Source organism: Paenibacillus montaniterrae (assembly GCF_018403185.1).
In the GTDB taxonomy this organism is placed as follows: domain Bacteria; phylum Bacillota; class Bacilli; order Paenibacillales; family Paenibacillaceae; genus Pristimantibacillus; species Pristimantibacillus montaniterrae.
In genome coordinates this window covers 545,797-572,241 of record NZ_BOSE01000001.1, presented here as the reverse complement: position 1 = coordinate 572,241, position 26,445 = coordinate 545,797, and the positions used below count along the sequence as shown (strand labels likewise).

Sequence of the window (26,445 nt, the reverse complement as noted above, 5' to 3'; positions counted from 1 at the left end):
TTTGGTTCATGGAGGTCAAGCATGCTGAATTTGAAAATCGACAAGGCTGAATTGAACAATGTCATTGATTGTGTTGTGGACTATACCTTGAACATGGATTTAACATGGGATTGGCCATGCGGCGTAGCTTATTACGGAGTCAGTCGCGCCTTTGAGGTAACGGGCGAACAAAATTATTTGGACAGAATGGCTGCCTGGTGTGATGAATACATGGAAGCGGGGCTGCCGATCTGGACGGTCAATACATGCGCGATGGGGCACATGCTAGTGACGCTTTACAAGCAAACGAATGAACAGAAATATCTCGATCTCATCATGAGCAAAATCGCTTACTTGAAAAATGAAGCGTTGCGCTTCGGCGATCGAGTGCTTCAGCATACTGTTTCGGCTAATAATGACTTTCCTGAGCAGTGCTGGGCAGATACGTTGTTTATGGCGGCTTATTTCCAGCTTCGCGTAGGCGTAATGCTGGACGATAAAGCGTTAATTGAAGATGCTTTGCATCAATACTACTGGCATATTAATTATTTGCAGGATGAGAACACAGGCTTATGGTATCATGGTTACAATCATATCAATCGGGATCATATGTCAGGCATTTACTGGGCGCGCGCCAATGCATGGGCTGCTTATACGATGTCCAGAGTTGGCTGGGTGCTGCCGCAGCCGTATCTATACCCGCCATTTATGCATATAGATTGCTCGCTGCGCGATCAGCTCGCTTCATTAAAAAGGTTGCAGCGGGAAGATGGCTTATGGGGGACGGTGCTGGATTATGCTGAATCTTATGGAGAGGTTTCAGCTTCTTCAGGCATTGCAGCTGCTATGGTGATGCAAGGCAATCCATTGCATGGCAAATATGTGCAAAAAGCGTATGAAGGCATACGCAGCAACTTTGCAGACAATGGAAGAGTGCTCAATGTGTCGGCAGGGACAGCGGTTATGAATGATATACAAGGATACCTCGACATTCCTAAAAAGTGGGCGCAAGGCTGGGGCCAAGGCTTGGCTCTTGCATTTTTATCGGCGCTTGCGGAGCGGCTGAAATCATAGTAGAAAGCGAAGCGCTTGAATGAGCTAACATAAGATAATTTTGGCGAACAAGGAATGGAGATTATAATGAAAAAGGTTGGAATTATTACGCTTTGCCGTGGGTTATTGCTGATAGAGCTCGCTCGAAAAAATATCCTTGCTTCACATGTTAATGCCTTAGACTTTGTTTCTGTTCGTGAAAAAAGTGCAATCTCTTTTGTGTCAACGATGAAAAATGGAGAGGTTACTCATGTATTGGATTCTGTAATGTTTCTTGATACATCCGAATGGGATGATATTGCTGCTGCTCCACCAGAAAAAGCGTATATACTTACTTATGATTTAGGAGATACAGGGCTTCAGAAATATGCTGAAGCCCTGTCGCAAAAGTACGGACACGAAATAATCTCTCTTGCAACTGCTGGAGCAGCTACGGTTGGTCCGAAGGAATTTGTAGGGTACATAAAACACGCAAAGTATTTTATTACTAGCGCTTTTCATGGGGCTGTTTTTGCCATCTTATATATGGTTCCATTTTTGGTTTTCCCGGTATCTAATAATCCACAAGATCCCAAATCAATGGATTCACGACTGATAGCTCTGCTCGATGCGTTTGACTTATCTTCTTGCTATGTTTATGATCCATTTCTAAAAGATGCTTTGGAATCTTAAATTCGTTAGTCGTTCGCCTGAATCACTAGCAGCTTGCCGCTGCCAATTACGATTGTTCCCTGCTCCTCCAGCAGCTCATTGCTAATGCCTATCGACAGCCCTCTTGTTAAGGTGGCATCGGTCAGCGGATATTTAAAGCCGTGCAGCGTAATGCCGGTCACCTTTTCAGTGTGGGGGAGCAATGAAACATAGCGATACCCGTTGCGTGTAATCTGCAGCTGCTGCTCCATTAGCTGCAGCACATTATGCTCGTCGATGATCATCATTGCAATCTTTCTCTCCAGCGCCAGCTCCAGCAGCTGAATATTAGCGAGCGAATGATCAAAACGGCTGCCCAGCGCCCCGACAATGATAATGCGCTCTGGCTTAAGCTCCAGCGCGTGCATAACAGCGAGCTGCGTGTCGGTATAATCCTTGTCGATTGCATCAAACCCGAGAAAGGTGCTGCTCATTTTTTCAATGCGTTCATACTGCTCGCTGCTTACAGAGTCAAAATCCCCCAGCGCCAAATGCGGTGTAAAGCCTTGCTCCACTAAAAAATGAGCCCCCTGATCGGCTCCAATCAAATAATCAGCTTGCTCAAAATAGGGAACGGCCCATTGACCAACGCTGCCACCACTGCAAATCGTAACAATCATCCTCTACTGTCCTTTCTTTAACGTAACCTCTATGATCTCATATTATCGTAACAAGTAGCAGTCCAATAAACAACTCCCTAAAATGCCGTCGACTAAGCTACAAAGAAGTTACCTCGTCATCAAAGTCCGGTGGTTTAAACTTCCTCTCTAAAAGGTTGTTTGGAGTAGCGGGATTCGCTATAGTAATACTGATACCAATTGAAATGAGGGTGTACATTGAAGCAGAAGGTTTTGTTTGTGTGCTTGGGCAATATTTGCCGTTCGCCGATGGCGGAAGCGGTCATGCGCCACTTTGTGGAGCAGGAGGGACTGTCCCATTTAATTGAGGTTGATTCGGCTGGTACAGGGGACTGGCATATTGGCAAGCCGCCGCATGAAGGTACGCGCAAGCTGCTGGATGAGAAAGTAATTTCCTATGCAGGCATGAAGGCAAGACAAGTCAGAGCAGAGGATCTTTACGATTTTACTTATATTGTGTGCATGGACAATCAAAATTTTAAAGATGTGCAGCGTGTTTTCAAGCAGGCAGCAGAGGAAGGACAGCAAGGCAAGGTAATCACGTTTATGAGCCTTGTAACAGGCGCCCATGTTACGGAAGTGCCTGATCCATACTATACGGGCAACTTTGAAGAGGTATACCAGCTGGTGGAGCAGGGCTGTCGTACCTTGCTTGCTGAAATAAAGCGCAGTCTTGCATCATAGACAAGCATTTATAAACGAATAAAAGGAGTGCGGCAGTCCCGCGGCTGGCAGACTGCTGCACTCCCAAGCATGCTGTTCTCTTTAAAACTGAGGGATAAAGTAGCGGATCGCCTGCGGCACTTCCTTTTGCCAGAAGCCCCACTGGTGCTTGCCGTCTTTTTCCTCATAATGAATTGTAGCGTTGCGCTCCTGAAGCAAACGATGCATGTCGCGGTTCAGCTGGACAAAATTATAGACGCCGCGATCGGTTTCAAATGCTTCCTCCTGCAAGCCGACAATCATAAAAATAGTGAGCCAGTCCAAATCGCCTGTAGCAGCAACGATGGCTTGCGAAGCCTCGTAAAATGCGCCAGACATGCTCATAACGCGAGTGAACAGCTCCGGATGCTGCAAAGCAATATGCAATGATACTGTACCGCCAAGCGAATCGCCGGCGAGCACCCGCTCGTCCGCATTTTGACGGACTGGATATTTGCCTTCAATATAAGGAAGCAGCTCAAGCGCAAAAAAATCTACATAAGCCTGATGTCTGGTTCCGTCCGGAGAGTATTCCTCTGTGCGGACAGATTTATCTACATCTACACCAACAATAATGAACGGCTCTATCCCTTCATCCAAAATAAGCTGCTGTGCTGAAGTAGCAATTCGTCCAAAGTTGAAAAAGTCCTCGCCATCCTGGCAATAAATGACGGGATAGCTTAATACCTCGTTATAGCCGGGCGGTAAATAAATACGCAGGTTTCGTTTGCCTTCAATTAAATAGCTGCTGTCAATGCTATCTTTCAAGATTGTGCGCTTTAAGAAGCGATCGTCTGTCATGATGAAAATCTCCTTTAAACTGTAGTATGGAATGGATGGGAATAGGGAAAATAAAAATAGAATTTGCATTTTCATTCAAGTTGCAGCTTTGCAAATACTATTATGTGGAAAAAAACAGCTTTGTATTATGCTGTTATACTGAATTTATGTAGCTGTTATATATACAATTTGCTGATCAAATGGTGTGAATTCGTTAAAATTAGAGAGTTTTCACTTTTTTGCTTTGACCATTTACATTGAACAGCGGTATAATAATTCTATAACAGAGACACACAATTTTCAAATATTATAAGATGAGGTGAGCGTTCTCAATGAGCAAATTGCCATATGAGGTTCAAACAGAGCCAGTTACACCGTTATCCGTGCTGACACTAGATGGTGATGTAGCACATCCAGAGTATATGCCAGATCTTACTGACGAGCAATTGAAAGAAATTATGTACCGCATGGTGTTTACACGCACTTGGGATGAGCGTGCGATTAACCTTGGTCGTCAAGGTCGTCTTGGCTTCTATGCACCAGTTTCTGGTCAAGAAGCATCCATGATTGGTAGTGAATATGCATTGAATAAAGAGGACTTTATCTGTCCTGGTTACCGTGACATGCCGCAAATCGTATGGCATGGCTTGCCGCTTTACCAAGCTTTCTTGTATTCCCGCGGCCATCAGCATGGCGGTCAAATTCCAGAAGGCGTAAACGTACTTATGCCGCAAATCATCATCGGTGCGCAAGTGCTGCACGCGATGGGCGTTGCAATGGCGTTCAAAAAGAAAAATGAAAAACGCGTTGCGATTACATTTACTGGTGATGGCGGTTCTTCCGAAGGCGATTTCTATGAAGCATTGAACTTCGCTGGAGCTTACAAGCTTCCTGCAATCTTTGTTGTACAAAACAACGGTTATGCGATTACAACACCTTTCTCCAAGCAAACTGCTGCGCTGTCTATTGCGCATAAAGCGGTTGCTGCAGGTATCAAAGGTGCGCAAGTAGACGGTATGGACGTGCTTGCCGTAATTAAGGCTGTGCAAGAGGCGGCAAAACGCGGCTACGATGGAGAAGGCGCTACATTGCTTGAGCTTATTACGTACCGTTATCGTCCACATTCCCTTGCAGACGATACAACCAAATATCGTACTAAAGATGAAGAAGCAGAAAAAGCATTGCTTGATCCACTTACTCGCTTCGGTAAATTCCTTGAGAAAAAAGGTCTATGGACTGAAGAAGATACAGCTCGCGTAAAAGAAGAAGCTAAAGCGGCTGTTGCTGAGCATATCAAAAAGGCAGAGCAAACAGAAAAAATGACTGTATCTGGACTAATTGATTCGATGTTCGAAACTACACCGCAGCACTTGCAAGCTCAAAAAGCTGATTTCGAGTAATAGGGAGGATTAATCGACAATGGCACAAATGAATATGTTAGAAGCAATTCGCGATGCGATGCGCGTTGAACTTAATCGTGATCCTAATGTCGTCATCTTCGGTGAAGACGTAGGTCATGTCGGCGGTGTATTCCGTGTAACTGAAGGTTTGCAAAAAGAATTTGGTGAAGATCGTGTATTTGATACTCCGCTAGCGGAATCAGCTATTGCTGGTATGGCTGTCGGTATGGGGATTCAAGGCTTCCGCCCAATCGCTGAAATCCAGTTCGTAGGGTTTATTTTCGAAGCGCTTGACCAAATGTTCGTACAAGCAGCTCGTATGCGTTATCGCTCTGGCGGTCGCTACAACTCTCCAATCGTTTTCCGTACGCCATTTGGCGGTGGAGTAAAGGCTGCTGAGCTGCACACTGACTCTTTAGAGGGCTTGGCTATCCAAACACCTGGTATCAAGGTTGTAATTCCATCCAATCCGTACGATGCTAAAGGTCTTTTGATCTCTGCTATTCGCGACAACGATCCTGTATTCTTTATGGAGCATCTTAACCTGTACCGCGCGTTCCGCGATGAAGTTCCTGAAGGCGAATATACAGTTGAAATCGGCAAAGCAAATGTTGTCAAGGAAGGCAAGGATGTTACAATTGTTGCCTACGGCATGATGGTTCATACGGCTAAAAAAGCAGCTGAAGAGCTTGAAAAGCAAGGCGTTAGCGTTGAAATTATCGACCTTCGCACATTGCTTCCGCTTGATATCGATACAATTGTGGCATCGATCAAGAAAACAAATCGCTGCATCGTTGTACAAGAAGCACAAAAAACTTCTGGTGCTGCTGCGGAAATCATCGCTCAAATTAACGAGCATGCTATTTTGCACTTGGAAGCTCCAGTGCTTCGTGTTGCTGGTCCTGATACTGTATATCCATTTGCACAAATCGAGGATCAATGGCTTCCTACGCCAGCGCGCATTATTGCTGCAGTGAACAATGTATTAAATTTCTAATCGTTACGACATACTGAAATAGATATAAGGCGACGGTCTGCAAATGAGCAGGCTGCGCAACAAGGAGGTAAATATCGGTGGCTAAATTCGAATACCGATTTCCAGAGCTAGGTGAAGGTCTTCACGAAGGCGAAATTGTTAAAGTACTCATCACACCTGGGCAAGCTGTAACAGACGATGATGTCATCATGGAAGTGCAAAACGATAAAGCAATCGTTGAAGTTCCATGTCCGGTAAATGGTAAAGTTGTCGAAGTGCTTATGAAGGACGGAGACGTGAAAAAGGTCGGCGAGGTTGTAGCGATCATCGAGGCTGAAGGCGATATTCCTGAAGGCTTTGGCGCTCCTGCTGAGGAAGCGAAAGAAGAAGCTCCTGCTCCAGCAGCGGCAGCACCGGCGGCTGCGGCTCCAGCAGCACCAGCTGAAGAATCAGCAGTTGTGCTAGCTACGCCAAGCGTTCGCAAATTTGCACGCGAGCAAGGTGTTGATCTGAAGCAAGTAACTGGCACAGGCAAAAATGGCCGTATTACACGCGAGGATGTTGCAGGCTTTACTGGCGCACCAGCTGCTGCTCCAGCAGCAGCACCAGCAGCTCAAGACGCTGCTCCTGCTCAAGAAGAAAAAGCAGCAGCTCCGGTTGCTACAGGCGGCGCATATCGTCCGGAAGAGCGCGTACCATTTAAAGGCATCCGCAAAGTGATTGCAAACGCAATGTCCAAATCCGTGTACACTGCACCTCATGTAACGATTATGGACGAAGTAGATGTTACTGAGCTAGTAGCGCTTCGCGCGAAATATAAGCCTTATGCAGAGAAAAAAGGCTCCAAGCTTACGTATTTGCCATTTATCGTTAAAGCGCTAGTATCGGCTTGCCGCGAGTTCCCGATTATGAACTCTACGCTTGATGAGGCAAATCAAGAAATCGTATACCGCAAATACTACAACATCGGGATTGCAACAGATACAGAGAACGGCTTGATCGTTCCAGTTATCGAAGATGCGGATCGCAAAAACCTGTTTACGATCGCTGACAACATCCGTGATCTGGCTGTTCGCGGCCGTGACGGCAAGCTTGCTCCTAACGAGCTAAAAGGCAGCACCATTACAATTTCCAACATTGGTTCTGCTGGCGGTATGTTCTTTACTCCAGTTATCAACTTCCCTGAAGTTGCGATTCTGGGTACAGGCCGCATTTCAGAAAAAGCTGTTGTACGTGATGGTGAGCTTGTAGCTGCTCCTGTCATGGCGCTTTCCTTAAGCTTTGACCATCGTCTAATTGATGGTGCAACTGCACAGAACTTTATGAACCACATTAAAAAGCTTTTGGCACAGCCTGAGCTATTCATTATGGAGGTGTAAGACATGGTAGTAGGTGACGCTTCATTAGATATTGATACACTAGTCATCGGTGCTGGTCCTGGTGGTTATGTAGCAGCCATTCGTGCGGCTCAGCTTGGTCAAAAGGTGCTTTGTGTAGATAAAGCAAATGTTGGTGGTGTATGTCTTAACGTTGGATGTATTCCTTCCAAAGCGTTGATCTCCGCATCTCATCAATATGAGAATGCATTGCATGCTGAAACATTCGGTATTGAAATCAGCAAGCCAAATGTTGACTGGAACAAGGTGCAGGAATTTAAAAACGGCATCGTGTCCAAATTGACAGGCGGTGTAGCTGCGCTTCTTAAAGCAAACAAAGTGGATTATTTCAACGGCGAGGTTATGTTTATTAACGAAAACGAAGCTCGTGTATTCAACGATCAAGAGGCTCCTCGTTACCGTTTCAAAAACTGTATCATCGCAACTGGCTCTCGTCCAATTGAGCTAAAAGCATTCCCTTACGGCGGACGCATCGTTTCTTCTACAGAAGCGTTGTCCTTGCCTGAAATTCCAAAAAGCCTTGTAGTAATTGGCGGCGGCTATATCGGTATCGAGCTTAGCCAAATGTATTCGAACTACGGTACGCAAGTAACGGTAATCGAAGGCTCCGATTCAATTCTTCCTGGCTTTGATAAGGATGTATCTGCTGTTGTTGCGAAGAAATTCAAAGCCAAAGGCGCAAACATTATTACTGGCGCTCAAGCGAAAGCTGCAACGCAAACCGATAAAGACGTTACTGTAACCTATACAGTTGGCGACAAAGAAGAATCTGTAACGGCTGACTACTTGCTTGTTACAGTTGGACGTCGTCCAAATACAGACGGCGAGCTAGGTCTTGATCTAATCGGCGTGAATGTAACTGACCGCGGTCTAATCGAGGTTGATGAGTTCGGCCGTACGAACATTCCTCATATTTATGCAATCGGCGATATCGTTCCTGGTCTTGCGCTTGCGCATAAAGCAATGTACGAAGGTCGCGTTGCGGCTGAGCATATTGCAGGCGAAGCTTCTGCTGTTGACTACAAAGCGATCCCTGCTGTCTGCTTCTCCGATCCGGAAATCGGCAGCGTAGGTATTAGCGAAACAGAAGCGAAAGCAAAAGGTCTGAACATTAAAGTTGGCAAATTCAACTACGGTGTTAACGGTCGTGCAATGAGCTTGAATGCAACTGAAGGCTTCGTGAAGCTGATCGGCGATGCAGAAACTGGTCTATTGCTAGGTGCGCAAATCGTCGGTGTTGAAGCTTCCAACATGATCGCTGAGCTTGCACTAGCAATTGAAATGGGTGCGACAGTTGAAGACATCGCGCTTACGATTCATGCTCACCCAACGCTTGGCGAAATCGTGCTTGATGCAGCAGAAATGCTGTTAGGCCATCCAATTCACGCTATTGCGAAAAAATAAGCAGTTCGCTTCATAACGGATTTATACATTCTTTAGTTTCAGGTTGCATATGCATGCGTATGCAGCCTGAAACTTTTTTGATAGAGGAGAGTGGAGCATGGATAAGAAGAAGCCGCAAGATTCACTAACGCTTATGACACAATTAATTTTTCCGTCCGATACGAATCATTATGATACGATGTTTGGCGGACGGCTGATTGAATATATGGATAAAGCAGCCGCTATTGCAGCGATGCGGCATGCCCGCACAAGAGCGGTTACCGCTTCGATGGACAGCATCGACTTTCTAACACCAATTATGGTAGGAGAGGTTATTGAGGTGAAAGCATTTGTATCGTGGACGCATCGCAGCTCGATGGAGATCTATGTAAGTGTAACGAGTGAAAACTTGCTTAGCGGAGAAAAGAAAAACAATGCGCAAGCCTTTTTTACCTTTGTCGCACTCGGTGAAAATGGCAGACCGACACCAATCGCAGAAATCGAGCCGGCTACAGCATTTGAGAAAAAATTGTTTGCCGATGCGCCTGAACGCTATGCACAGCGCAAAAAGCGCAAGCAGGAACGGTTAATGGAAGCGGAGGGGCCGGAGCCGCAGCAGTAAGATGTGGATACGGCGGATAGTAAAAAAGCTCCAATAGGAGCTTTAATCAAGCAAGTGAAAATGATAAATGGATAGAAGCTGGACATTAGAAGTATTTACGTGTTTCCCGATCCTCTTTAATGATTTCCACCGCTTCGCGGAAACGCAAAGAATGCACAATCTCGCGTTCTCTTAAAAATTTCAGGCTATCCTGCAAATCCACATCGTCAGTCAAATCGATTAGCCATTGGTAAGTCGCGCGCGCCTTTTCCTCGGCTGCTATATCTTCATAGAGATCTGCGATTGGATCGCCTTTAGCTTGAATGTAGGCGGCAGTCCAAGGAACACCCGCTGCATTGTTGTAGAATAAAGCACTATCATGATTGACAAAATGAGGGCCCAGGCCTGCTGCTTCCAGCTGCTCAGGCTTCGCATCCTTCGTCAGCTTGTAAACCATGGTTGCGATCATTTCCAGATGTGCAAATTCTTCAGTACCGATGTCCGTAAGCAAGCCGATAACTTTGTCTGGAATCGTATAGCGTTGATTCAAGTAGCGAAGTGCAGCCGCAAGCTCGCCGTCTGCTCCGCCGTATTGCTCGATCAACAGCTTCGCCATCATTGGATCGCATTTGCTTACCCTTACGGGGTACTGCAGCTTTTTCTCATAAATCCACATATCCAACCTCCAGTTATCATTTAATTAAACCTGCCATGGCCAAGGCGGTTCACTCCATTTCCAGCTTCCAGGAGAAGGGCTGCGGCCAAATTGCAATAACGGTCCATAATTTGCCTCATAGTGATGAGCGACCTTTTTACGAAGCTCGGCAAATTGATTGAATTGCTGCAGGGCTGCATCATCATGTGGATGAGTGTCCAGGTACAGCGTTAATTCAACGAGTACAAAGTCGATCGCTTGCAGCTCGTGCAACAGGGTGTAATACGCTTCATCAAGCTGTATGCTCATGCTTTCACTCCTTCCTTAGCGGCTGCCGTACGGACTATAAAGCGGCTGCCACAGCGTACCTAACCTCAGTGCGTCATACGGTGAAAATTGCGGCCAATTAGGAGGCTGAAACGTCACAAATTGGTTCGGAGGAACAACATAGCTTTTTACCCCAATTGGTGGACATGGATCAAACGGCCCGCGAAACGGTTCATAATAACGGACTTGATCGTTATTCATAGAAATCTCCTTTCCTATTATGTTTAGTTAACAATATGTAAGAAGAAACTTGTCTTATGCTTAAAACCTAACAGTGGAATGCAATCACCGCTTAAAAAGCATGAATCTCAAAAAAAGCAGGACTTTCAGGACCAAGAGGGAGGCACGTTACTAGAAGGAAGGGAGCAAATTAGCTGAGGTACAAGCGTCGGTTTAATGGAAGCTTAAAGCAAATGGGACAAAAACATGAGAAAAGATGAAAGGAACGTTAATTTGGTTAATTCTTTTTAAATCCGCTGCAAAGAAGCGTCTTCCAACTCATACGAAAATTAGTGCTTGCTTAAAACCAGTAGCATAATATATATTTAAGAGAACATATGTTCTTATTTAGTGAGAAGGAGATGCTACTTTATGGCGGGTAAGTTAGAAGGTAACGGAGTTTGGAAATTATCTCGAATGACGTTACCCGAGCACGTCCAGGTGATAAACGTTTGTAACGAGAATTTAAACCGCATGCCACCTAAACAACTTGCAGAATATGAGATGGAACAATTAAATCATATGTTGCAACAGTCGATGCTCAATCGTGTGCCACTTTGCATTAAAATGTACGACTCACTCGAAGATTTGTACATAGTAGGTGTTGTAGAGGCAATCAGCCGATTATACGGACGGTTTAAGGTTGGTGATGATTGGTTCTTGGTTGAGGACATTGAAGCCATAGAACAGGATGATGGTCCATGTTAGGAGTTCAGCGCAGCGTAGGCACTTACTACGAGAGCACCGAAGCCTTCGGCAGCGTGACATATTCGAAGGCGACTAAGCTACAGAGAAGTCGCCTCGTCATCAAAGTTGGCTTTTTAACTACCTCTTTCAATGAAGTTTAAAAATTGGGCTTTCAGGACCAAGAAGATGGCACGATACTAGAAGGCGAGGAGCGCAGCGTAGGCACTTGCTACGAGAGCACCGTAGCCTTCGGTAGCGTGACATATTCGAAGGCGACTAAGCTACAGAGAAGTCGCCTCGTCATCAAAGTCCAGCTTTTTAAATCTCCTCTTCCAATGAAGGTTCAAAAGCTGGGCTTTCAGGACCAAGAAGATAGCATGAAGCTAGGGAATGAGGAGCGCAGCGTACGGTTTTTGGTACGTGAGCACCGCAGGCTCCCGATGAATGCTATATTCGCCGTCGACTACGCCACTTTGACATCACCTCGTCATCAAAGTCCAGCTTTTTAACTACCTTTAAATGATTTTAGAGTGGTGTACATGGGTATATTCCCTAACCCAGTCCTCATAATCGTAAACTGATCTACCTGCCATGCAAGCGGGGGCAATCCATCAGCAAGCGCTGCAGCCTGGAAAGGCTGCTTGCCTTCATAGTAACGGGCAATTGTAATATGCGGACGATAGCTGCGCTCCTCTGCTTGAAAGCCGCTGTTTGCGACAACCTGCTGCTGCAATTGCTGCAACGCAGGCAAGTCGCCAGACAATCCCGCCCATAGTATGCGCGGCGCTTGCTTGGAGCCGAAGCTGCCAAGCTCATTCAGCTGCAATTGGAAGGGAGAAAGCTTTACTGAAGCTAAGGCTTGGCATAGCTGCTCATATTGCTCCTGGCTCGTGTCGCCAAGAAACTGCAGCGTTATATGATAATCCTCCGGATGTGTCCATTTGCGAAATGACAGCTGATGCTTATGGCTCGAAACCCATTGCTGAAGTGCTTCTTTAACCGATGAAGGCAACGGAACGGCAATAAATAACCGCAATGTATCTTGTTTTTGTGACATATTGACACCTCCGAATATAAAATTGAAGCCTTGCGTTAATTCGCCATAGTTTGCCCGAAAGGGCAGGTATGTATCATTCTAATCTTAATCGTTGTATGGTATAATGTCACGAAGTGAGCGATAGCATGCATGTCATGCTATTCATATATAATGAAGAAACTGGGAGTGACTACGGTGCAAACAAGTGAACAAACCTATTTGCAGCTGCTGCGCGATGTTTTGGACAAGGGGGAGCGGAAGGAGGATCGCACTGGAACAGGAACGATATCATTGTTCGGTTATCAAATGCGATTTCCACTGGCTGACGGCTTTCCTCTTCTTACGACCAAGCGCGTTCCATTTAAGCTCGTCGCTAGCGAGCTGCTTTGGTTTATTAAAGGCGATACGAATATTAGATATTTGCTGCAGCATAATAACAATATATGGAATGAATGGGCCTTTAAACGCTGGGTGGAATCCAGTGAATATACAGGTCCAGATATGACCAACTTCGGTTTGCGCTCACAGCAGGATCAAGCATTTGCCAAGCTTTATGAGCAGCAGCTCGAGCTATTTAAGGCTCAAGTGCTTAATGACGATGCATTTGCTGCAAAATACGGCGAGTTGGGTGATGTGTACGGTAAGCAGTGGCGGGCCTGGCGCACAACGCAAAATGATGTAATTGACCAACTGGCCGACGTAATTGCAATGATCAAAAACAATCCGGATTCGCGCCGCATGATCGTTTCTGCCTGGAATCCAGAGGATATTCCGACTATGGCGCTGCCGCCATGCCATACGTTGTTCCAGTTTTACGTTTCACATGGCAAGCTAAGCTGTCAGCTTTATCAGCGCAGCGCTGATATTTTCCTCGGTATTCCATTTAATATTGCAAGCTATGCGCTGCTGACTCATTTGATTGCTCATGAATGCGGGCTTGAGGTTGGCGATTTTGTTCATACGTTGGGCGATGCTCATATTTATTTGAACCATTTGGAGCAAATTGAAACACAGCTGTCGAGAACGCCTCGCGCTCTGCCGAAGCTAATTATAAACAGTGACAAGACTTCTGTATTTGACTTTGATCTTGATGATCTGAAAATAGAGGGCTATGATCCTCATCCGACGATTAAAGCTCCAGTTGCGGTTTAATCGGACAAGCATGCAAAAGAAGGCGGGGAGCAAAGATGACGGTATCTTTAATTGCTGCAATGAGCAGGGAGCGTGCGATTGGCGCAGATAACAAAATGCTGTGGCATTTGCCAAAGGAGCTGGCTCATTTCAAGCGTACGACGCTGAACAAAACGGTGCTGATGGGACGTAAAACGTATGAGTCGCTTGGCAAGCCGCTGCCTAATCGGCACAATGTCATTTTAACAAGGCAGACAGGTCTGCAGATCGAGGGCTGCGACATCGTTCACTCTGTGGAGGAGGCACTGCAAAAGTATGGTGACGGCGAGCTGATGATTACTGGCGGTGGGGAAATTTATCAGCTATTTATGCCAATCGCGGATCGTCTTTATCTTACTGAGGTTGATGTAAATATTGCAAATGCGGACGCGTTTTTTCCTGAGTTTGATGAGAATCAATTTCAGTTAATTAGCTCTGAGAAAGTGGAAAAAGACGAAAAAAATAAATACAGCTTTACGATCCATACATATGATCGTGTAAAATAGTGCAAATTATCTCGTTTGTGTATAGATTATAAATTCATACAAAAAGTGCAAATGATTGTGCTGATAGTCCATTACTGAAATGCCAGTTCAAATGATAGCATATGTGTATAACCTACGGATACACTGCCTCTTTTGAGGATGAATAAATTTGACTGTTTTCAGCTCATTTTAACACTCGGAGCTGAGAAAATCGGTAAATGGAGGAACGCTATCATGTCTATGCCAACTGGATTTATGGACTTTCAACGAGAAGTGCCAGCAGATCGTGATCCGCTTCAGCGTGTAAACGACTGGAGAGAATTTCACAAGCATATGTCTGATCAACAACTACAAACGCAAGGTGCACGCTGCATGGACTGTGGTACGCCTTATTGCCACACTGGAATGGAATTCGAAAATACGGTGTCTGGCTGTCCCGTCAACAATCTGATTCCTGAGTGGAACAATCTTGTTTATCGTGGACAGTGGAAGGATGCGTTGGAGCGTCTGCACAAAACGAACAACTTCCCTGAATTTACAGGTCGCGTATGCCCTGCGCCATGTGAAGGCTCTTGCACAGTCGGCTTGATCGGTGATCCTGTTACGATTAAAACAATTGAAGAAGCGATTATTGAGCGCGGCTTTGCTGAAGGCTGGGTTGTGCCGCAGCCTCCGAAAGCTCGTACTGGCAAAAAGGTTGCTGTCGTTGGTTCTGGACCAGCAGGCTTGGCAGCAGCTGCACAGCTGAACAAAGCTGGACATACTGTTACAGTCTATGAACGCGCTGATCGCATTGGCGGCTTGCTAACCTACGGCATTCCTACAATGAAGCTGGAAAAGCATGTAGTAGATCGCCGCGTTAATTTGCTTAAACAGGAAGGCATCAGCTTTGTAACGAATACGGAAATCGGCAAAGACATTGCTGCTGCTGATCTATTAAAGGAATTTGATGCAGTTGTGCTTGCGCTTGGAGCAACGAAGGCTCGTTCTGTCAACATTGAAGGCTCTGATCTGAAAGGGATTTATCCGGCAATGGACTATTTGAACAGCACGATCAAAAGCTATTTGGATACAAACTTAGAGGATGGCACTTACATTAGCGCTAAAGATAAAAATGTCGTTGTGATCGGCGGCGGCGATACAGGCACTGACTGCGTAGCGACTGCACTGCGTCACGGCTGTAAATCGGTTGTACAATTCGGTACTGTAGCGAAAGCGCCTGAAAAGCGTGACCAGGACAACAATCCATGGCCGCAATTTCCTAATGTATATACGCTGGATTATGCGCATGAGGAAGCAAAAGCTGTTTTTGGCGAGGATCCGCGTCAGTTCTCTATTCTTACGAAAAAATTTGTGGGCGATGAGAACGGCAATTTGAAGGAGCTGCACACTGTTAAAATCGAACGCTATATCGATGAGCAAGGCCGCAAAATTTACAAAGAGATCGAGGGCACAGAGCAAGTATGGCCTGTAGATCTGGCATTGGTTGCGATTGGCTTTGAAGGACCGGAAGCGACTATTATCGAAGAGCTGGAGCTGGCAACAGATTCTCGCTCCAACATTAAAGCGCGCTATGGCGAGTATCGCACGAATATTGACAAAGTGTTCGCTGCTGGTGATGTTCGCAGAGGGCAAAGCCTTGTAGTTTGGGCGATTAATGAAGGGCGTCAAGTAGCACGTGAAGTAGATAAATATTTGATGGGAAGCACGATGCTGCCTTAACCGCGGCTGGCTGGCGACGCATCAGCTATTGGACGAATAGAAAACGATAGTAACACTTGGCAAGAGCATTGCTGCAGGAATTTTCCACGCGGCAATGCTCTTTTTCGTTGCATGATGCAGATGCTACATCCAACGTTTTTGTACCTTGCCTGTTAGCTTTCAACGCTGCAATATTGATTCGTAAAAGGCAATTCTATTAAGCTATTAGCAAATATGGTAAACTAGAGGTATTGGAAATACTAGCGCGAATACTATGAAAAGTTTGAGGAGAATAACTGTGATTAAGTATGGCTCAGATCGAATCGAGGAATTGAAATTTGCCAGCTTCAAGACGCTGATAGAACGGCGCAACGAACAATGGATCGATATTAATCTTGTTCCGCAATTGTCGCCGGACAGCGCAGAGCTGCCGACGGATTTGATTGATTTTTCTATTTTGGTAATATGCAATCATTCAGGTGTTATTGCACAAATGGTGCCCCAGGATATTGGCTGCGATTGTGAGTATCAGCTCACCTTTTCGGAGAAAGAGCAGGTTAAGGCGTGGATCACGACTGAAACGGTCCAAAGTCAAATTAAACTGGCAGCTGAGCTTTCGGGCGAATAGCCGCGAATCAAGCTTTTAAAGTGAGGCGAATATGGTGGAGCAACGGGATGTTTTATCTTTGGCTTCTGTTGATCGAATTCGTTTTTATGTTAGAAGAAAATATGAGCATCTGCCCAAGGAAAAGCATGCGGAAATTGTAGCGGATGCAATTGTCAAAATTATAACGCGCCAGCTTCCGCATTTCGACGCCGAGTTAAACGAAACCATTTGCCAGCAATTGATTAAGCATGTCATCATTGCGGAAAAGCGTCCTGTCCATCTGCAGGATATTGACCAAATGTGCACGCGTTGTACGCTTGATCGGCCAGAGGCGCAGCAGTTATTGTCCGCATGGAGAGCAGAGCATGGTTTAGCAGGCAATGGCTTGAATGCTTCGCCAGCTGAGACAGGCTGTAAAGCTGAAGCTCGTGGCAAGCTGCAGAGATGGCTGGACAAGCTCGCAGCCGCAGCTAATCAGCGAAATAAGGCAATCCGCTATGGACTCGGCTGCCTGGCTATTGTCGGTGGTGCTTTAACAGCGCAGCTGCTGCATGAGCAGGAGACCAACGTTGCCAAGGAGCAGCCGATTGTGCTGGCTGAATCGCTGAAGCAGGCGGAAATATTGCCAGAAAACGAGCTGCCTGAGAAATATCAGTATCATGAGGTCGATCATGACAAGCTGAAGGCTTATTTGGAGACGAGATCGTCGCTGCTTGCGGAGCAGCAATATTATGATGTCATAGTCGAAACAGCCAAGCAGTTCAACATATCGCCAGTGCTGCTGTTTGCTATTACCGGGCAAGAGCAAGGCTTTGTACAGCGTGATCATGAGCTGGCGGAGGAAATTGTCAACAACCCGTTTAATGTATTTCACAGCTGGCAGGATTATAATACAACAATCGCAGATTCTACAGCAATTGCGGCCCGAACGATAGTTAATTTAAGCAAGGATCGCCCGGAAGATGTCGAAGCGATTGTCTGGATCAATCGCAAATATGCCGAGGACCCGAATTGGTCCAAAGGGGTATCGAGCCTATTTGAAACGATCATTAACTATATAAATGATTAATGCCATAAACAATTCCGTTGCCATGCCTGATTGCAAGTTTCTAAGCTGGCGTCAGGCGGGCAACGGTACGCGATGGATAATTGTGTTCGAACAATGATGATAGAGGAGTTATGATGAAAACGTTAATTATAGCGGAGAAGCCGGATATGGGGCGGAATATCGCAGCTGCAATAGAACGCAATGCGAAAAATATGAGAAGCTATATTGAAGGGGATCAGTACATTATTACTTGGGCAATCGGTCATTTGGTGTCGCTTGCAGAGCCGGATGCTTATGATGAGCGCTACAAGAAGTGGAACATTGCCCATTTGCCGATTATTCCTTCACGCTTCAAGCTTGTTGCCAATAAGCGCACGGCAGATCAGCTAAAGGTGATTAAAGAGCTGGCTGCGCGCTGCGACTCAATAGTCAATGCATGCGATGCTGGACGGGAAGGACAATATATTTTCTCGCTTATTCAGCGCTATTTGCAGCTGAAACAGCCGGTGCAGCGCTTATGGATTTCTGATTTGACAGCGGAAACGATTAGAAAAGGCTTCGCTGAGCTGAAGCCTGGCCAAGCGTATGATAATTTAACGAAAGCAGCCTCGGCGCGCAGTGAAGCGGATTGGCTGATTGGCATGAATGGCTCACGCGCTTTTACAACAAGGCATAATGAGCTTCTGTCAGTAGGCCGTGTGCAAACCCCTGTTCTTGCGCTTATTTATGATCGTGAAGCGGAAATTGCCAAGTTCCAATCCGATACTTATTATGTCGTCGAAGCCAGCTTCAAGCAGGGGAAGACGACCTATAAGGGGCTTTGGCAGGGCGATCGCCTGACAGATCAGGCAAAGGCCCAGCAGATCGCGACAGCGGTCAAGGGACAAGCTGCTCAAATCGAGCATTATGAGCAGAAAGAGGTAAAGGAATATCCGCATCGCCTCTATGATTTGACGCTGCTGCAGCGTGAAGCGAACAGCAAGCTTAATTTTTCTGCCAAAAAGACGCTGGATATTGCGCAAAGCTTGTATGAAAAGCATAAGCTCATTACCTATCCGCGTACCAATTCCAACTATGTGAATGAGCAAAATATTCCCGAGATGCATAAAGCGCTGCAGGCGCTGCAAGGAACGTCGTACGGGCAATGGGTGGAAGGAGCGAATCGCTCCTTCGTACATGCTGGCAATAAAAGCATTTGCAATCCGGCAAAGGTCGAGGATCATCATGCGATTTTGCCGACCGCTAAAAAAGCGGGCTCCTTGTCGAGCGACGAACAGAAGCTTTATGATCTGATCGTCAAGCGGTTTCTGTCGCAATATTACCCGCCAGCCCAATACATTAACCATCTCATCATGACCAAGGTGGGCGAGCATCGCTTTAAAACGACGATTAAGCAGCTTGTTGCGTTAGGCTGGAAGGTCATTTACGGCGATCAACAGGAAACGCCGAGCAAGCGGAAAACGAAAACAAGCAATGAAGAGGACGAAATTGTAGAGCTGAGCGGCAGCTTTGAGCTTGATGCCAAAGCGCCGGTGCAATGTCAGCAGGCCGTGGCAAAGGAGAAGGAAACACAGCCTCCCAAGTCATATACAGAGGGCACATTGCTCAAGGCTATGGAAAGCGCGGGCAAGCAGATCGAAGACGATGATATGCGAGAGGCGATGAAGGATTGTGGTCTTGGTACGCCAGCAACCCGTGCGGCCACGATCGAACGCTTGAAGCAGGTTGGCTATATTCATATACAAGGCAAAAAAATTACGATAACCAATAAAGGCAAGGCCGCCATTGAGCTCGTCCGTGGTGCTGGCGTTGAGCTGCTAACCTCGCCCGAGATGACGGGCATGTGGGAGAAGAGGCTGAATGATATAGCTCGAGGTCAAGCTTCGGCTGAACAATTTATGGAGAATGTGAAGAAGTTCGCCAGCATGATTGTCGATAAGGTAAAAATCCAGCCGGCCGCGGCAAAGGATCAATTTGCACAAGCCGAGAAGCCTGTCAAGAAGAAAGGCGCACGCACAGCAGCCGCTAAGGCTGGTAAAGGGAGTACAGCATCCGGCAAGCAAAGGGCAGCAGCGGCAGCAGTTAAGTCGCTAACCAGCATTGCTGCTTGTCCGCGCCCTAATTGTTCTGGTTTTATTATTAAAGGCAAGAGGGGCTATGGCTGTTCCAACTATAAAAGCGGCTGCGGCTTCGTGATATGGAAGGATTCATTTGGACGCGAGCTGACAGACAGTCAAATTAAGGCGCTTGCAGAAAAAGGTAAAACAGCACGCCTTAAGCTGATTATGTCCAACGGTGAAGAAGTACAAGGGAAAATTATATTGAAAAATCGCAGCAGCGGCGAATTAGATATAGAGATGTAATATCGTGCAAGCAACAGGAAGCAGTCAGTTGTCGATCGTGTATCGGCGGCTGGCTTTTTTTTGTTGGCAATGTTGACGAAAGAGAGAATCAGTTGTTAAAATCTGAACTATATCAATTAATCCGATTGGTTTACTTGAAATTAATTTCAGCCTATCACAGCATAAAAGGGAAGGAATGGCAACTTATGTATCATGTTGTTGTAGCGGAGGATGAGCATTGGATTCGCAGTGGAATTGTAAAAATGCTAGAGCGTATCTCATCGGGGTTTACGGTTGTTGGCGAGGCAGAGGATGGAGCAGAAGCGTGGCAGTTGATACAAGAGCTGAGTCCCAATGTATTAATTACTGATATTGAAATGCCTCATAAGGATGGACTGGCTCTGCTTAAAGAAATTCATGAACATCAGTTGCCGGTAATTAGCATCATTTTGAGCAGCTATGACAAATTTGAGTATGCACAGCAAGGCATTCGATATGGCGTGTCAGAGTATTTGTTGAAGCCGGTCAGGGAAGAGGTGCTGAAGGAATCGTTGCAGCGCTCGATTGACAGATTGGAAATGCTAAAGCCCATTCATGAGCAAATGTTGAAAATTAATGCTTTTCTTGAACGGCTACCGTTGATGGATGAACAACAGGTACAGCAGGAACAGTCGAAAATCGTACAAGCAATTATGAGCAGTCGCCATAGCCATCCCAGTTCAAAAATCGGGTTGCTGCGTATTTTCACTGTGAAATGGAACGAACTGCTGAAAGTTTATTATCCTGAAGACATAAGCATAGCTAGCGAAACAAATGAAGCTGGTGAAGCGGCAGGTCATGCTGATGCTGCTGCGTACAAACAACAAATTCAGCAGTTGGCAGATCGCTGGTGTGGTAAAAGCCAAAGCGGACAAACCAAACGATCATATCGGCTGGCTATAAAACAGGCGTGCAGCTATGCAGAAACTTCCTATATGCATGAGATCAGGATGAACAGTGTAGCTGAGCATGTCGGGCTTAGCGTATCGCATTTTAGTGCATTATTTAAACAGCATACCGGGGAAACATTCGGCAATTATGTCAACCTGATCAGAATCGAGAAAGCTAAACAATTGCTGCTTGAACCGGATTTGAAAGCATACGAGGTAGCTGAATTGGTCGGTTTCACCTCTGCCCCCTATTTTACGCGACTGTTTAAAAATACAACAGGCTTGTCGCCGAATGAATATCGAAAAAGGCTGGGCTTGCTATGACACATATATGGCGTAAAGTCAATCTTCGCTGGAGCATGAGTCTGCTGTTCCTTGGCATTAGTCTGCTGTCTATGATATGGGTTGCTCTGTTTTCTCATATCAATTACAGTCAGGCAGTAAAAGAGGATTTTCACACCGTCACGGATGAAGCTGCCAAAAGGCTCAATCATCATATTGAGTTTTATTTGGATCATATATCAAGCTCTACCCGTACGTTGGCTAACACAGACAACGTTCAAGCTTGGTTTGAGCATGGCGAAAGCATGAGCCTGCTTGAGATTGAGGATATAGAAGCACAATTGCGGCGCAGCATTGCTTTTCAGTTTCCAGAAGTAGTCGGTATTTTTCTTAAATCGACAGATCGGCGTGTATTGTCTGCACCGAGTTATTCCTTCAAAGAGCCAGACTACAATCAAGAGCCGTGGTATGATATTGCTGTTTCGGCAGAGCGAAGACTGCTTGCTACTCATACGATCAGCTACCCGCAAAACAAAAGCATGAATGTAATCTCCATACTGGTTCCCGTATTTAGCAGAACGAATCTGGCCTTGATCGGAGATATTGTCATTGATTTATCGCTTAGTGAAATAGAAACGACGATGACCCGCTCCAAAATAGGAGAGACGGGTCAATTTATGCTGCTTTCTCATAGAGATACGATCGTCTACGCCGATGAAAAAAGCTGGCGAGGCGCCAAGTTGTCTGATACGCCGCTCAAATCTATTAAAATGCCCGATGATGGCGGTGTGCAAGCTGCTGATTGGCATGGTACAAGCGTGCTGCTGTCGGCGAGTACATCACAGGTTACGGGCTGGAAAGTCGTTGCGATGGTTCCGTTTGATGAAATGGCAAGCGGCTATTACTCCGCTCGTCAAGCTGCGATTTTTTCCTTTGCTGTCATTGCATTTGTCGTCATGCTTATTATCCCCGTTCTTTCCAATTTGTTCGTTTCTCCTATTTTACGGCTGCAATATCAAATGAAAAAGGTAGCGCAAGGCGATTATACTGCAAGAGCCAACCCTGAGCATGCGAACGGCGAATTTCAAAAGCTGAGTGAAAGCTTTAACCAAATGGTGGCTCAACTGGAATATCAGTTGCAGCAAATTACCGATCTTAAGCTTCAGGAACTGCAAGCACGATTGCAACAGAAGGAAGCGCAAATCCAAGCGCTGCAAAATCAAATCAACCCTCATCTGCTGTACAACTCACTAGATGTCATCAAAAGCATTGGTCTGGTTAATGACGATCAACTAGTCGTTAGCATGGCGGGCAACTTGGCGGATGTTTATCGCTATACTGCCGATATAAGTGACGATGAAGTGCTGCTGATCGAGGAGTTGACTATTCTTGAAAAATATTTGGAAATGACGGCTATTCGCTTTCCAAAAAAATTTAAAAGAGTAATTAAGGTGGAGCCGGTGCTTTACAACTGCCGTGTAGTCAAGCTGGTGCTTCAGCCGATCGTGGAAAATGCTGTGAAATATGCCGTGGAGTCGGGGACGAGAGGTTCGCTTATTAAAGTGCATGCTTATGAGGATAATGGAGATCTAGTAATGGAAGTATCCGATAACGGCAGTGGCATGCTTCCAGAAGTGCAAGCCAAGCTGTCGCAGGATTTGCAAGCTATTACGCATAACAGCAGCTATCAGGAAATGAAACAGCGAAAATCACTAGGGCTTGCCAATGTTCATGCACGATTGTTTCTGCGATATGGTCAGCCATACGGTATCAGCATCGCTTCAGTGCAAGGTGAAGGCACTTTAATTACAATTCGTCACCCTCTAAAACCAAGTAATTAACTCAGGATAAGAAATCAGAGAATCGGATAAGGCGTAATTTGGTTTAATACGCTACTATTATATAAAGTTAATTAAACCAATGGAATTAGAGGGGATTAAGATGAAAAAGATTTTAAGTGTTGTGCTGCTAACGATTATGCTGCTCGGAGTGTTGGCAGGATGCTCCAGCCAAGTTGCTAATGAGAACAGCGCTAATGTCAGCGGTGGCGGTAAAAGCGGCAATGAGCAGGCTGCTGCTAACGAGGTCGATAATTTTAATGAACAACTGGATATTACGTGGATGGTTCGCTCCTTTCAAGGAGGAGGCTGGCCAGAAGATCATCCGATGATTGAAGCGATTAACGAAAAGTTTAATGTAAACCTGCATATTCAGTGGATACCTGCTGCCAATTATGCTGAAAAATTGAATGTGCTTGCGGCATCTAATGATTTCCCCGATATGTATCTCGTGCTTTCAGAGGAATTCAGCAAGTGGAAGGATAAAGGCTTGTTTCTTGATATTCAGCCATTGCTTGTCGACTATCCGCACCTGGCCGCTATTCCAGCAGAAGATTTGCACAATCTTAATCCGAAAGGACAAGTGCTCGGCCTTCCTTATTACTTGACCAAAGCGAGAGATTCTCTGTCCGTACGCGAAGATTGGCTGGAAAAATTAAATTTGCAAGTGCCTGAAACACTGGACGAGTTTTATGAAGTAGCCAAAGCTTTCGCCACGCAGGACCCGGATAACAACGGACAGCATGATACAAGCGGCTTTTCCTTATATATCGATCATACCTCGGGTACATTAGTTGGAATTGAGTATATTATGGCAGGGTTTGGGCTTGCCAATCAGTGGAAGGAAGAAGATGGCAAGCTGATTCCTTATCAGACGCAAGTTACAGAATGGAAGCAAGTGCTTGCCTACTTGAATCGCGCTTACACCGAAGGCGTGCTTGATCGTGATTTTGCTGTTAATAAGCTGGGAGCGCCGCTGGAGAAGCTGGAAACGAACAAAATCGGCTTTGCCTATGCAAATCCTAATCAGTATCAAACTAGCATCAACAGCTTGAAGAAGTTAGTTCCAGAAGGCAATATCGTGCCGATCACTCCTCCAACAGGACAGACTGGATTAACTGGCACCAGTACACTGAACATGCTCGATAAAAATGTGATTAATGCCAATATTGATTTAAAGAAGCAAAAACGGATTTTAGCGATTTTGGATTATTTTCTATCACCAGAAGGCTCAGACTTTATTAAGCACGGAATTGAAGGCGTTCATTACAATAAAATTTCCGAAGATCAGTACGAGAAGCTGGAAGCAGCAGATAAAGACCGGCAAAATTTAATCAATAACTGGATTTTCCGCCCATTTGATCCAGGTATTCAAATGTATAAGTGGGATAATGCCGAAACGCATCAAAAGATTGCCCGGATGTTTGCTGAAAATGAGCAGCATATTTGGCAAAATCCCGCAGCAGGTCTTGAATCCGACACATTAAACAAAAGCGGCGCCAACATTAACGGCAAATTTATTAGTACAGTAGCTGAAATTATAGTAGGACGTAAGCAGGTAGATGAAATCGAGCAAGCCTCTGCCGATTGGCTGGCGAGTGGCGGAAGTAAAATAGCCGAAGAAATCAATGAAGCATATGCCATCACGCAATGAGCTGAGAGCTGAAACAGGAGAGGAATTTCATGCAGCAACAACGATTCTCTAATCCCGTCCTATTTGTGAAGAATCGGATTAAACAAGCATCTTGGACACATTGGAAGCGGGGGATTCCGCTATATGTGATGATTTTGCCGGGCTTGCTGTATTTTTTAATATTCCGTTATTTGCCGATGGGCGGCATTATTATAGCGTTTCAAGACTTCAATCCATTTAGCGGACATTCAGGCAGTGAATGGGTTGGGTTGGCGCAGTTTGAACGCTTGTTCAGCGATGTTGATTTTTGGCCGCTGCTGAAAAACACATTATTGTTAAGCGCATTAAATTTATTTCTATTCTTTCCAGCTCCCATTGCGCTTGCATTGGCGATTAATGAAGTGAGGCTGAGATGGTTCCGCAAAGCAGTGCAGACCGCACTTTATATGCCGCATTTTTTGTCTTGGGTAGTTGTAGTTGGCATGACGATTACGCTGTTTGCGACGCAGGACGGCACAGTCAATAAGCTGCTTGCCAGCTTAGGTTTGAATCGGATCGAAGTGATGACCGATCCTGCTTACTTCCGCTATGTATATGTATTGCAAAACATTTGGAAGGAAGCAGGTTGGAATGCGATTATCTTTTTAGCGGCACTTGCTGCCGTCAATCCTGCCTTGTATGAAGCAGGAGTGATGGACGGAGCGAGCCGCTGGCAACTGATCTGGCATGTTACACTACCTGCGATTCGCTCGACGATTATTGTATTGTTTATTTTACGGCTTGGCGATGTACTCGATATTGGCTTTGAGCACATTTATTTGCTGCAAAACAGCTTGAATTTGCAAGTATCCGACGTATTTGATACCTATGTGTATCGTACGGGCGTGCTGCAAGGAGAATTCAGCTATACAACGGCAGTGGGCTTGTTCAAGTCGGTTGTCGGTTTAATTCTCATTGCCTCGAGTAACTATTTGTTCCGCAAATTTGGCGAAGAGGGGGTTTACTAGCATGAAGGCTTTGCGCTACCGTGGCAGCGATCTGTTGTTTGTTGTTTGTGTGTACAGCTTTTTGCTGTTATCTCTGCTTGTCGTCGGTTTGCCGTTTTTTTACGTGATAACCAGCTCCTTTACAACGGAGCATGAATATTTAAGTCGCGGCTTTTTTCTCATTCCGCGTGAATGGACTATTGAAGCCTACGGATATTTGCTCCATAATCGAAACTTTTTGCAAGCCTTTGAAAATTCAATAATGATTACGTTTTTTGGCACATTAATCAACATTGTGCTGACCAGTCTAATGGCTTACGGCTTATCGAAAAGCTGGCTGAAAGGCCGTCGTCTGCTCAATTTTATGGTACTGTTTTCGATGATTTTTGCGGGAGGGCTTATTCCGACTTATTTGGTTACTCGTGAGCTGGGGCTGTTGAACAGCTATTGGGCGTTGTTTCTAAACTCTGCAATTGCCCCTTTTAATTTAATTGTGATGCGCAGCTTTTTTCAGGCGATACCTACCGAGCTTGAGGAAGCTGCCAAAATTGACGGCAGCTCGGAATACCGGATATTTGTGCAAATTATGTTGCCGTTATCGCTGCCGGCGCTGGCTACGTTTACCCTTTTTTATGCCGTGTTTAATTGGAATACGTATTTTTATGCGATTTTATTTTTGAACAACTCGTCAGACTGGCCATTGCAAGTATTTTTGCGGCAAATGCTAATTGAATCCGATCAGTCGATGGAAGCAGACGCCGGCATGTTCCAATATACACCTGCGGTTAAAATGGCGGCTGTGCTCGTTTCTTCTGCGCCACTGCTCGTCGTGTATCCATTCTTGCAAAAGTATTTTAATAAAGGCATGCTGCTAGGTTCGGTTAAAGGCTAGAAGGGAGAA

General features: G+C 45.6%; 26 protein-coding genes. 20 read left to right on the top strand and 6 right to left on the bottom strand.

Annotation, left to right across the window (positions count from 1 at the left end):
• Positions 1 to 21: 21 nt before the first annotated feature.
• Complete coding sequence (locus tag KJS52_RS02705) at positions 22 to 1,053, top strand: glycoside hydrolase family 88/105 protein (RefSeq protein WP_213513087.1); 1,032 nt, start codon at positions 22 to 24, stop codon at positions 1,051 to 1,053.
• A gap of 66 nt (positions 1,054 to 1,119) precedes the next feature.
• Entirely contained in the window at positions 1,120 to 1,704 is a 585-nt protein-coding gene (locus KJS52_RS02700) for a polysaccharide pyruvyl transferase family protein (protein WP_213513086.1), read from the top strand.
• Positions 1,705 to 1,709: 5 nt separating this feature from the next.
• On the opposite strand, the gene KJS52_RS02695 is transcribed toward KJS52_RS02700, so the two are convergent.
• Positions 1,710 to 2,342 carry a thiamine diphosphokinase gene (locus KJS52_RS02695; protein WP_213513085.1) on the bottom strand — a complete coding sequence of 211 codons (633 nt, stop codon included), beginning with the start codon at positions 2,340 to 2,342 and terminating at the stop codon, positions 1,710 to 1,712.
• A gap of 267 nt (positions 2,343 to 2,609) precedes the next feature.
• Between KJS52_RS02695 and KJS52_RS02690 the strand changes: the two genes are divergently transcribed.
• Positions 2,610 to 3,044, top strand: coding sequence for a low molecular weight protein-tyrosine-phosphatase (locus tag KJS52_RS02690; protein WP_213513781.1), 435 nt, complete (start codon positions 2,610 to 2,612; stop codon positions 3,042 to 3,044).
• Positions 3,045 to 3,125: 81 nt separating this feature from the next.
• Here the strand turns inward: KJS52_RS02690 and KJS52_RS02685 are convergent, their stop codons facing one another.
• Complete coding sequence (locus tag KJS52_RS02685) at positions 3,126 to 3,863, bottom strand: alpha/beta hydrolase (protein WP_213513084.1); 738 nt, start codon at positions 3,861 to 3,863, stop codon at positions 3,126 to 3,128.
• A gap of 311 nt (positions 3,864 to 4,174) precedes the next feature.
• Here KJS52_RS02685 and pdhA point away from each other — a divergent pair, with 311 nt between their 5' ends.
• From pdhA to KJS52_RS02660, 5 genes are all read left to right on the top strand, one after another.
• Complete coding sequence (gene pdhA, locus KJS52_RS02680; RefSeq protein ID WP_213513083.1) at positions 4,175 to 5,242, top strand: pyruvate dehydrogenase (acetyl-transferring) E1 component subunit alpha; 1,068 nt, start codon at positions 4,175 to 4,177, stop codon at positions 5,240 to 5,242.
• A gap of 19 nt (positions 5,243 to 5,261) precedes the next feature.
• A complete protein-coding gene (locus KJS52_RS02675) occupies positions 5,262 to 6,239 on the top strand; it encodes an alpha-ketoacid dehydrogenase subunit beta (RefSeq protein ID WP_213513082.1) in 978 nt (325 codons plus the stop codon).
• Between the two features lie 77 nt (positions 6,240 to 6,316).
• Positions 6,317 to 7,597, top strand: a complete 1,281-nt coding sequence (locus tag KJS52_RS02670) for a dihydrolipoamide acetyltransferase family protein (protein ID WP_213513081.1) — start codon at positions 6,317 to 6,319, stop codon at positions 7,595 to 7,597.
• Positions 7,598 to 7,600: 3 nt separating this feature from the next.
• On the top strand, positions 7,601 to 9,019 hold the full coding sequence (lpdA, locus tag KJS52_RS02665) for a dihydrolipoyl dehydrogenase (RefSeq protein ID WP_213513080.1): 1,419 nt from the start codon (positions 7,601 to 7,603) through the stop codon (positions 9,017 to 9,019).
• 97 nt (positions 9,020 to 9,116) lie between these two features.
• Entirely contained in the window at positions 9,117 to 9,620 is a 504-nt protein-coding gene (locus KJS52_RS02660) for an acyl-CoA thioesterase (RefSeq protein ID WP_213513079.1), read from the top strand.
• An 85-nt stretch (positions 9,621 to 9,705) separates the two neighbouring features.
• Here the strand turns inward: KJS52_RS02660 and KJS52_RS02655 are convergent, their stop codons facing one another.
• The 3 genes from KJS52_RS02655 to KJS52_RS02645 are packed head-to-tail and all read right to left on the bottom strand — an operon-like array spanning position 9,706 to position 10,782.
• A complete protein-coding gene (locus tag KJS52_RS02655; protein WP_213513078.1) occupies positions 9,706 to 10,275 on the bottom strand; it encodes a manganese catalase family protein in 570 nt (189 codons plus the stop codon).
• A gap of 24 nt (positions 10,276 to 10,299) precedes the next feature.
• The gene (locus tag KJS52_RS02650) at positions 10,300 to 10,563 is read right to left on the bottom strand and encodes a spore coat protein CotJB (protein WP_213513077.1); all 264 of its coding nucleotides are present in this window, start codon (positions 10,561 to 10,563) and stop codon (positions 10,300 to 10,302) included.
• A gap of 15 nt (positions 10,564 to 10,578) precedes the next feature.
• Entirely contained in the window at positions 10,579 to 10,782 is a 204-nt protein-coding gene (locus tag KJS52_RS02645; protein WP_213513076.1) for a spore coat associated protein CotJA, read from the bottom strand.
• Positions 10,783 to 11,172: 390 nt separating this feature from the next.
• Here KJS52_RS02645 and KJS52_RS02640 point away from each other — a divergent pair, with 390 nt between their 5' ends.
• Complete coding sequence (locus tag KJS52_RS02640) at positions 11,173 to 11,508, top strand: YolD-like family protein (protein WP_213513075.1); 336 nt, start codon at positions 11,173 to 11,175, stop codon at positions 11,506 to 11,508.
• Positions 11,509 to 11,992: 484 nt separating this feature from the next.
• On the opposite strand, the gene thpR is transcribed toward KJS52_RS02640, so the two are convergent.
• Positions 11,993 to 12,544, bottom strand: a complete 552-nt coding sequence (thpR, locus tag KJS52_RS02635; RefSeq protein ID WP_213513074.1) for an RNA 2',3'-cyclic phosphodiesterase — start codon at positions 12,542 to 12,544, stop codon at positions 11,993 to 11,995.
• Positions 12,545 to 12,694: 150 nt separating this feature from the next.
• On the opposite strand from thpR, the gene KJS52_RS02630 reads away from it, so the two are divergent.
• The 11 genes from KJS52_RS02630 to KJS52_RS02580 all read left to right on the top strand — a co-directional run bounded on the left by KJS52_RS02630 (position 12,695) and on the right by KJS52_RS02580 (position 26,436).
• The gene (locus KJS52_RS02630) at positions 12,695 to 13,675 is read left to right on the top strand and encodes a thymidylate synthase (protein ID WP_373871327.1); all 981 of its coding nucleotides are present in this window, start codon (positions 12,695 to 12,697) and stop codon (positions 13,673 to 13,675) included.
• Between the two features lie 35 nt (positions 13,676 to 13,710).
• On the top strand, positions 13,711 to 14,199 hold the full coding sequence (locus KJS52_RS02625) for a dihydrofolate reductase (RefSeq protein WP_213513073.1): 489 nt from the start codon (positions 13,711 to 13,713) through the stop codon (positions 14,197 to 14,199).
• Between the two features lie 213 nt (positions 14,200 to 14,412).
• Positions 14,413 to 15,900 carry a glutamate synthase subunit beta gene (locus KJS52_RS02620; protein ID WP_213513072.1) on the top strand — a complete coding sequence of 496 codons (1,488 nt, stop codon included), beginning with the start codon at positions 14,413 to 14,415 and terminating at the stop codon, positions 15,898 to 15,900.
• Between the two features lie 277 nt (positions 15,901 to 16,177).
• Positions 16,178 to 16,507: a hypothetical protein gene (locus tag KJS52_RS02615; protein WP_213513071.1), complete on the top strand. Its 330-nt coding sequence runs from the start codon at positions 16,178 to 16,180 to the stop codon at positions 16,505 to 16,507.
• Positions 16,508 to 16,538: 31 nt separating this feature from the next.
• Positions 16,539 to 17,555 carry a glucosaminidase domain-containing protein gene (locus KJS52_RS02610; RefSeq protein ID WP_213513070.1) on the top strand — a complete coding sequence of 339 codons (1,017 nt, stop codon included), beginning with the start codon at positions 16,539 to 16,541 and terminating at the stop codon, positions 17,553 to 17,555.
• Positions 17,556 to 17,668: 113 nt separating this feature from the next.
• Entirely contained in the window at positions 17,669 to 19,897 is a 2,229-nt protein-coding gene (locus tag KJS52_RS02605) for a type IA DNA topoisomerase (RefSeq protein ID WP_213513069.1), read from the top strand.
• A 92-nt stretch (positions 19,898 to 19,989) separates the two neighbouring features.
• Entirely contained in the window at positions 19,990 to 21,129 is a 1,140-nt protein-coding gene (locus KJS52_RS02600) for a response regulator transcription factor (protein WP_246563067.1), read from the top strand.
• Positions 21,126 to 22,928 carry a sensor histidine kinase gene (locus KJS52_RS02595; protein ID WP_213513068.1) on the top strand — a complete coding sequence of 601 codons (1,803 nt, stop codon included), beginning with the start codon at positions 21,126 to 21,128 and terminating at the stop codon, positions 22,926 to 22,928. Before KJS52_RS02600 ends, KJS52_RS02595 begins: the two co-directional genes overlap by 4 nt.
• A 100-nt stretch (positions 22,929 to 23,028) precedes the next feature.
• Complete coding sequence (locus KJS52_RS02590; RefSeq protein ID WP_213513067.1) at positions 23,029 to 24,579, top strand: extracellular solute-binding protein; 1,551 nt, start codon at positions 23,029 to 23,031, stop codon at positions 24,577 to 24,579.
• 128 nt (positions 24,580 to 24,707) lie between these two features.
• Entirely contained in the window at positions 24,708 to 25,565 is an 858-nt protein-coding gene (locus KJS52_RS02585) for an ABC transporter permease (protein ID WP_373871343.1), read from the top strand.
• Between the two features lies 1 nt (position 25,566).
• Positions 25,567 to 26,436 (top strand): carbohydrate ABC transporter permease, encoded by an 870-nt coding sequence (locus KJS52_RS02580; protein ID WP_213513065.1) that lies wholly within the window; start codon positions 25,567 to 25,569, stop codon positions 26,434 to 26,436.
• The last annotated feature ends 9 nt before the right edge of the window (positions 26,437 to 26,445 follow it).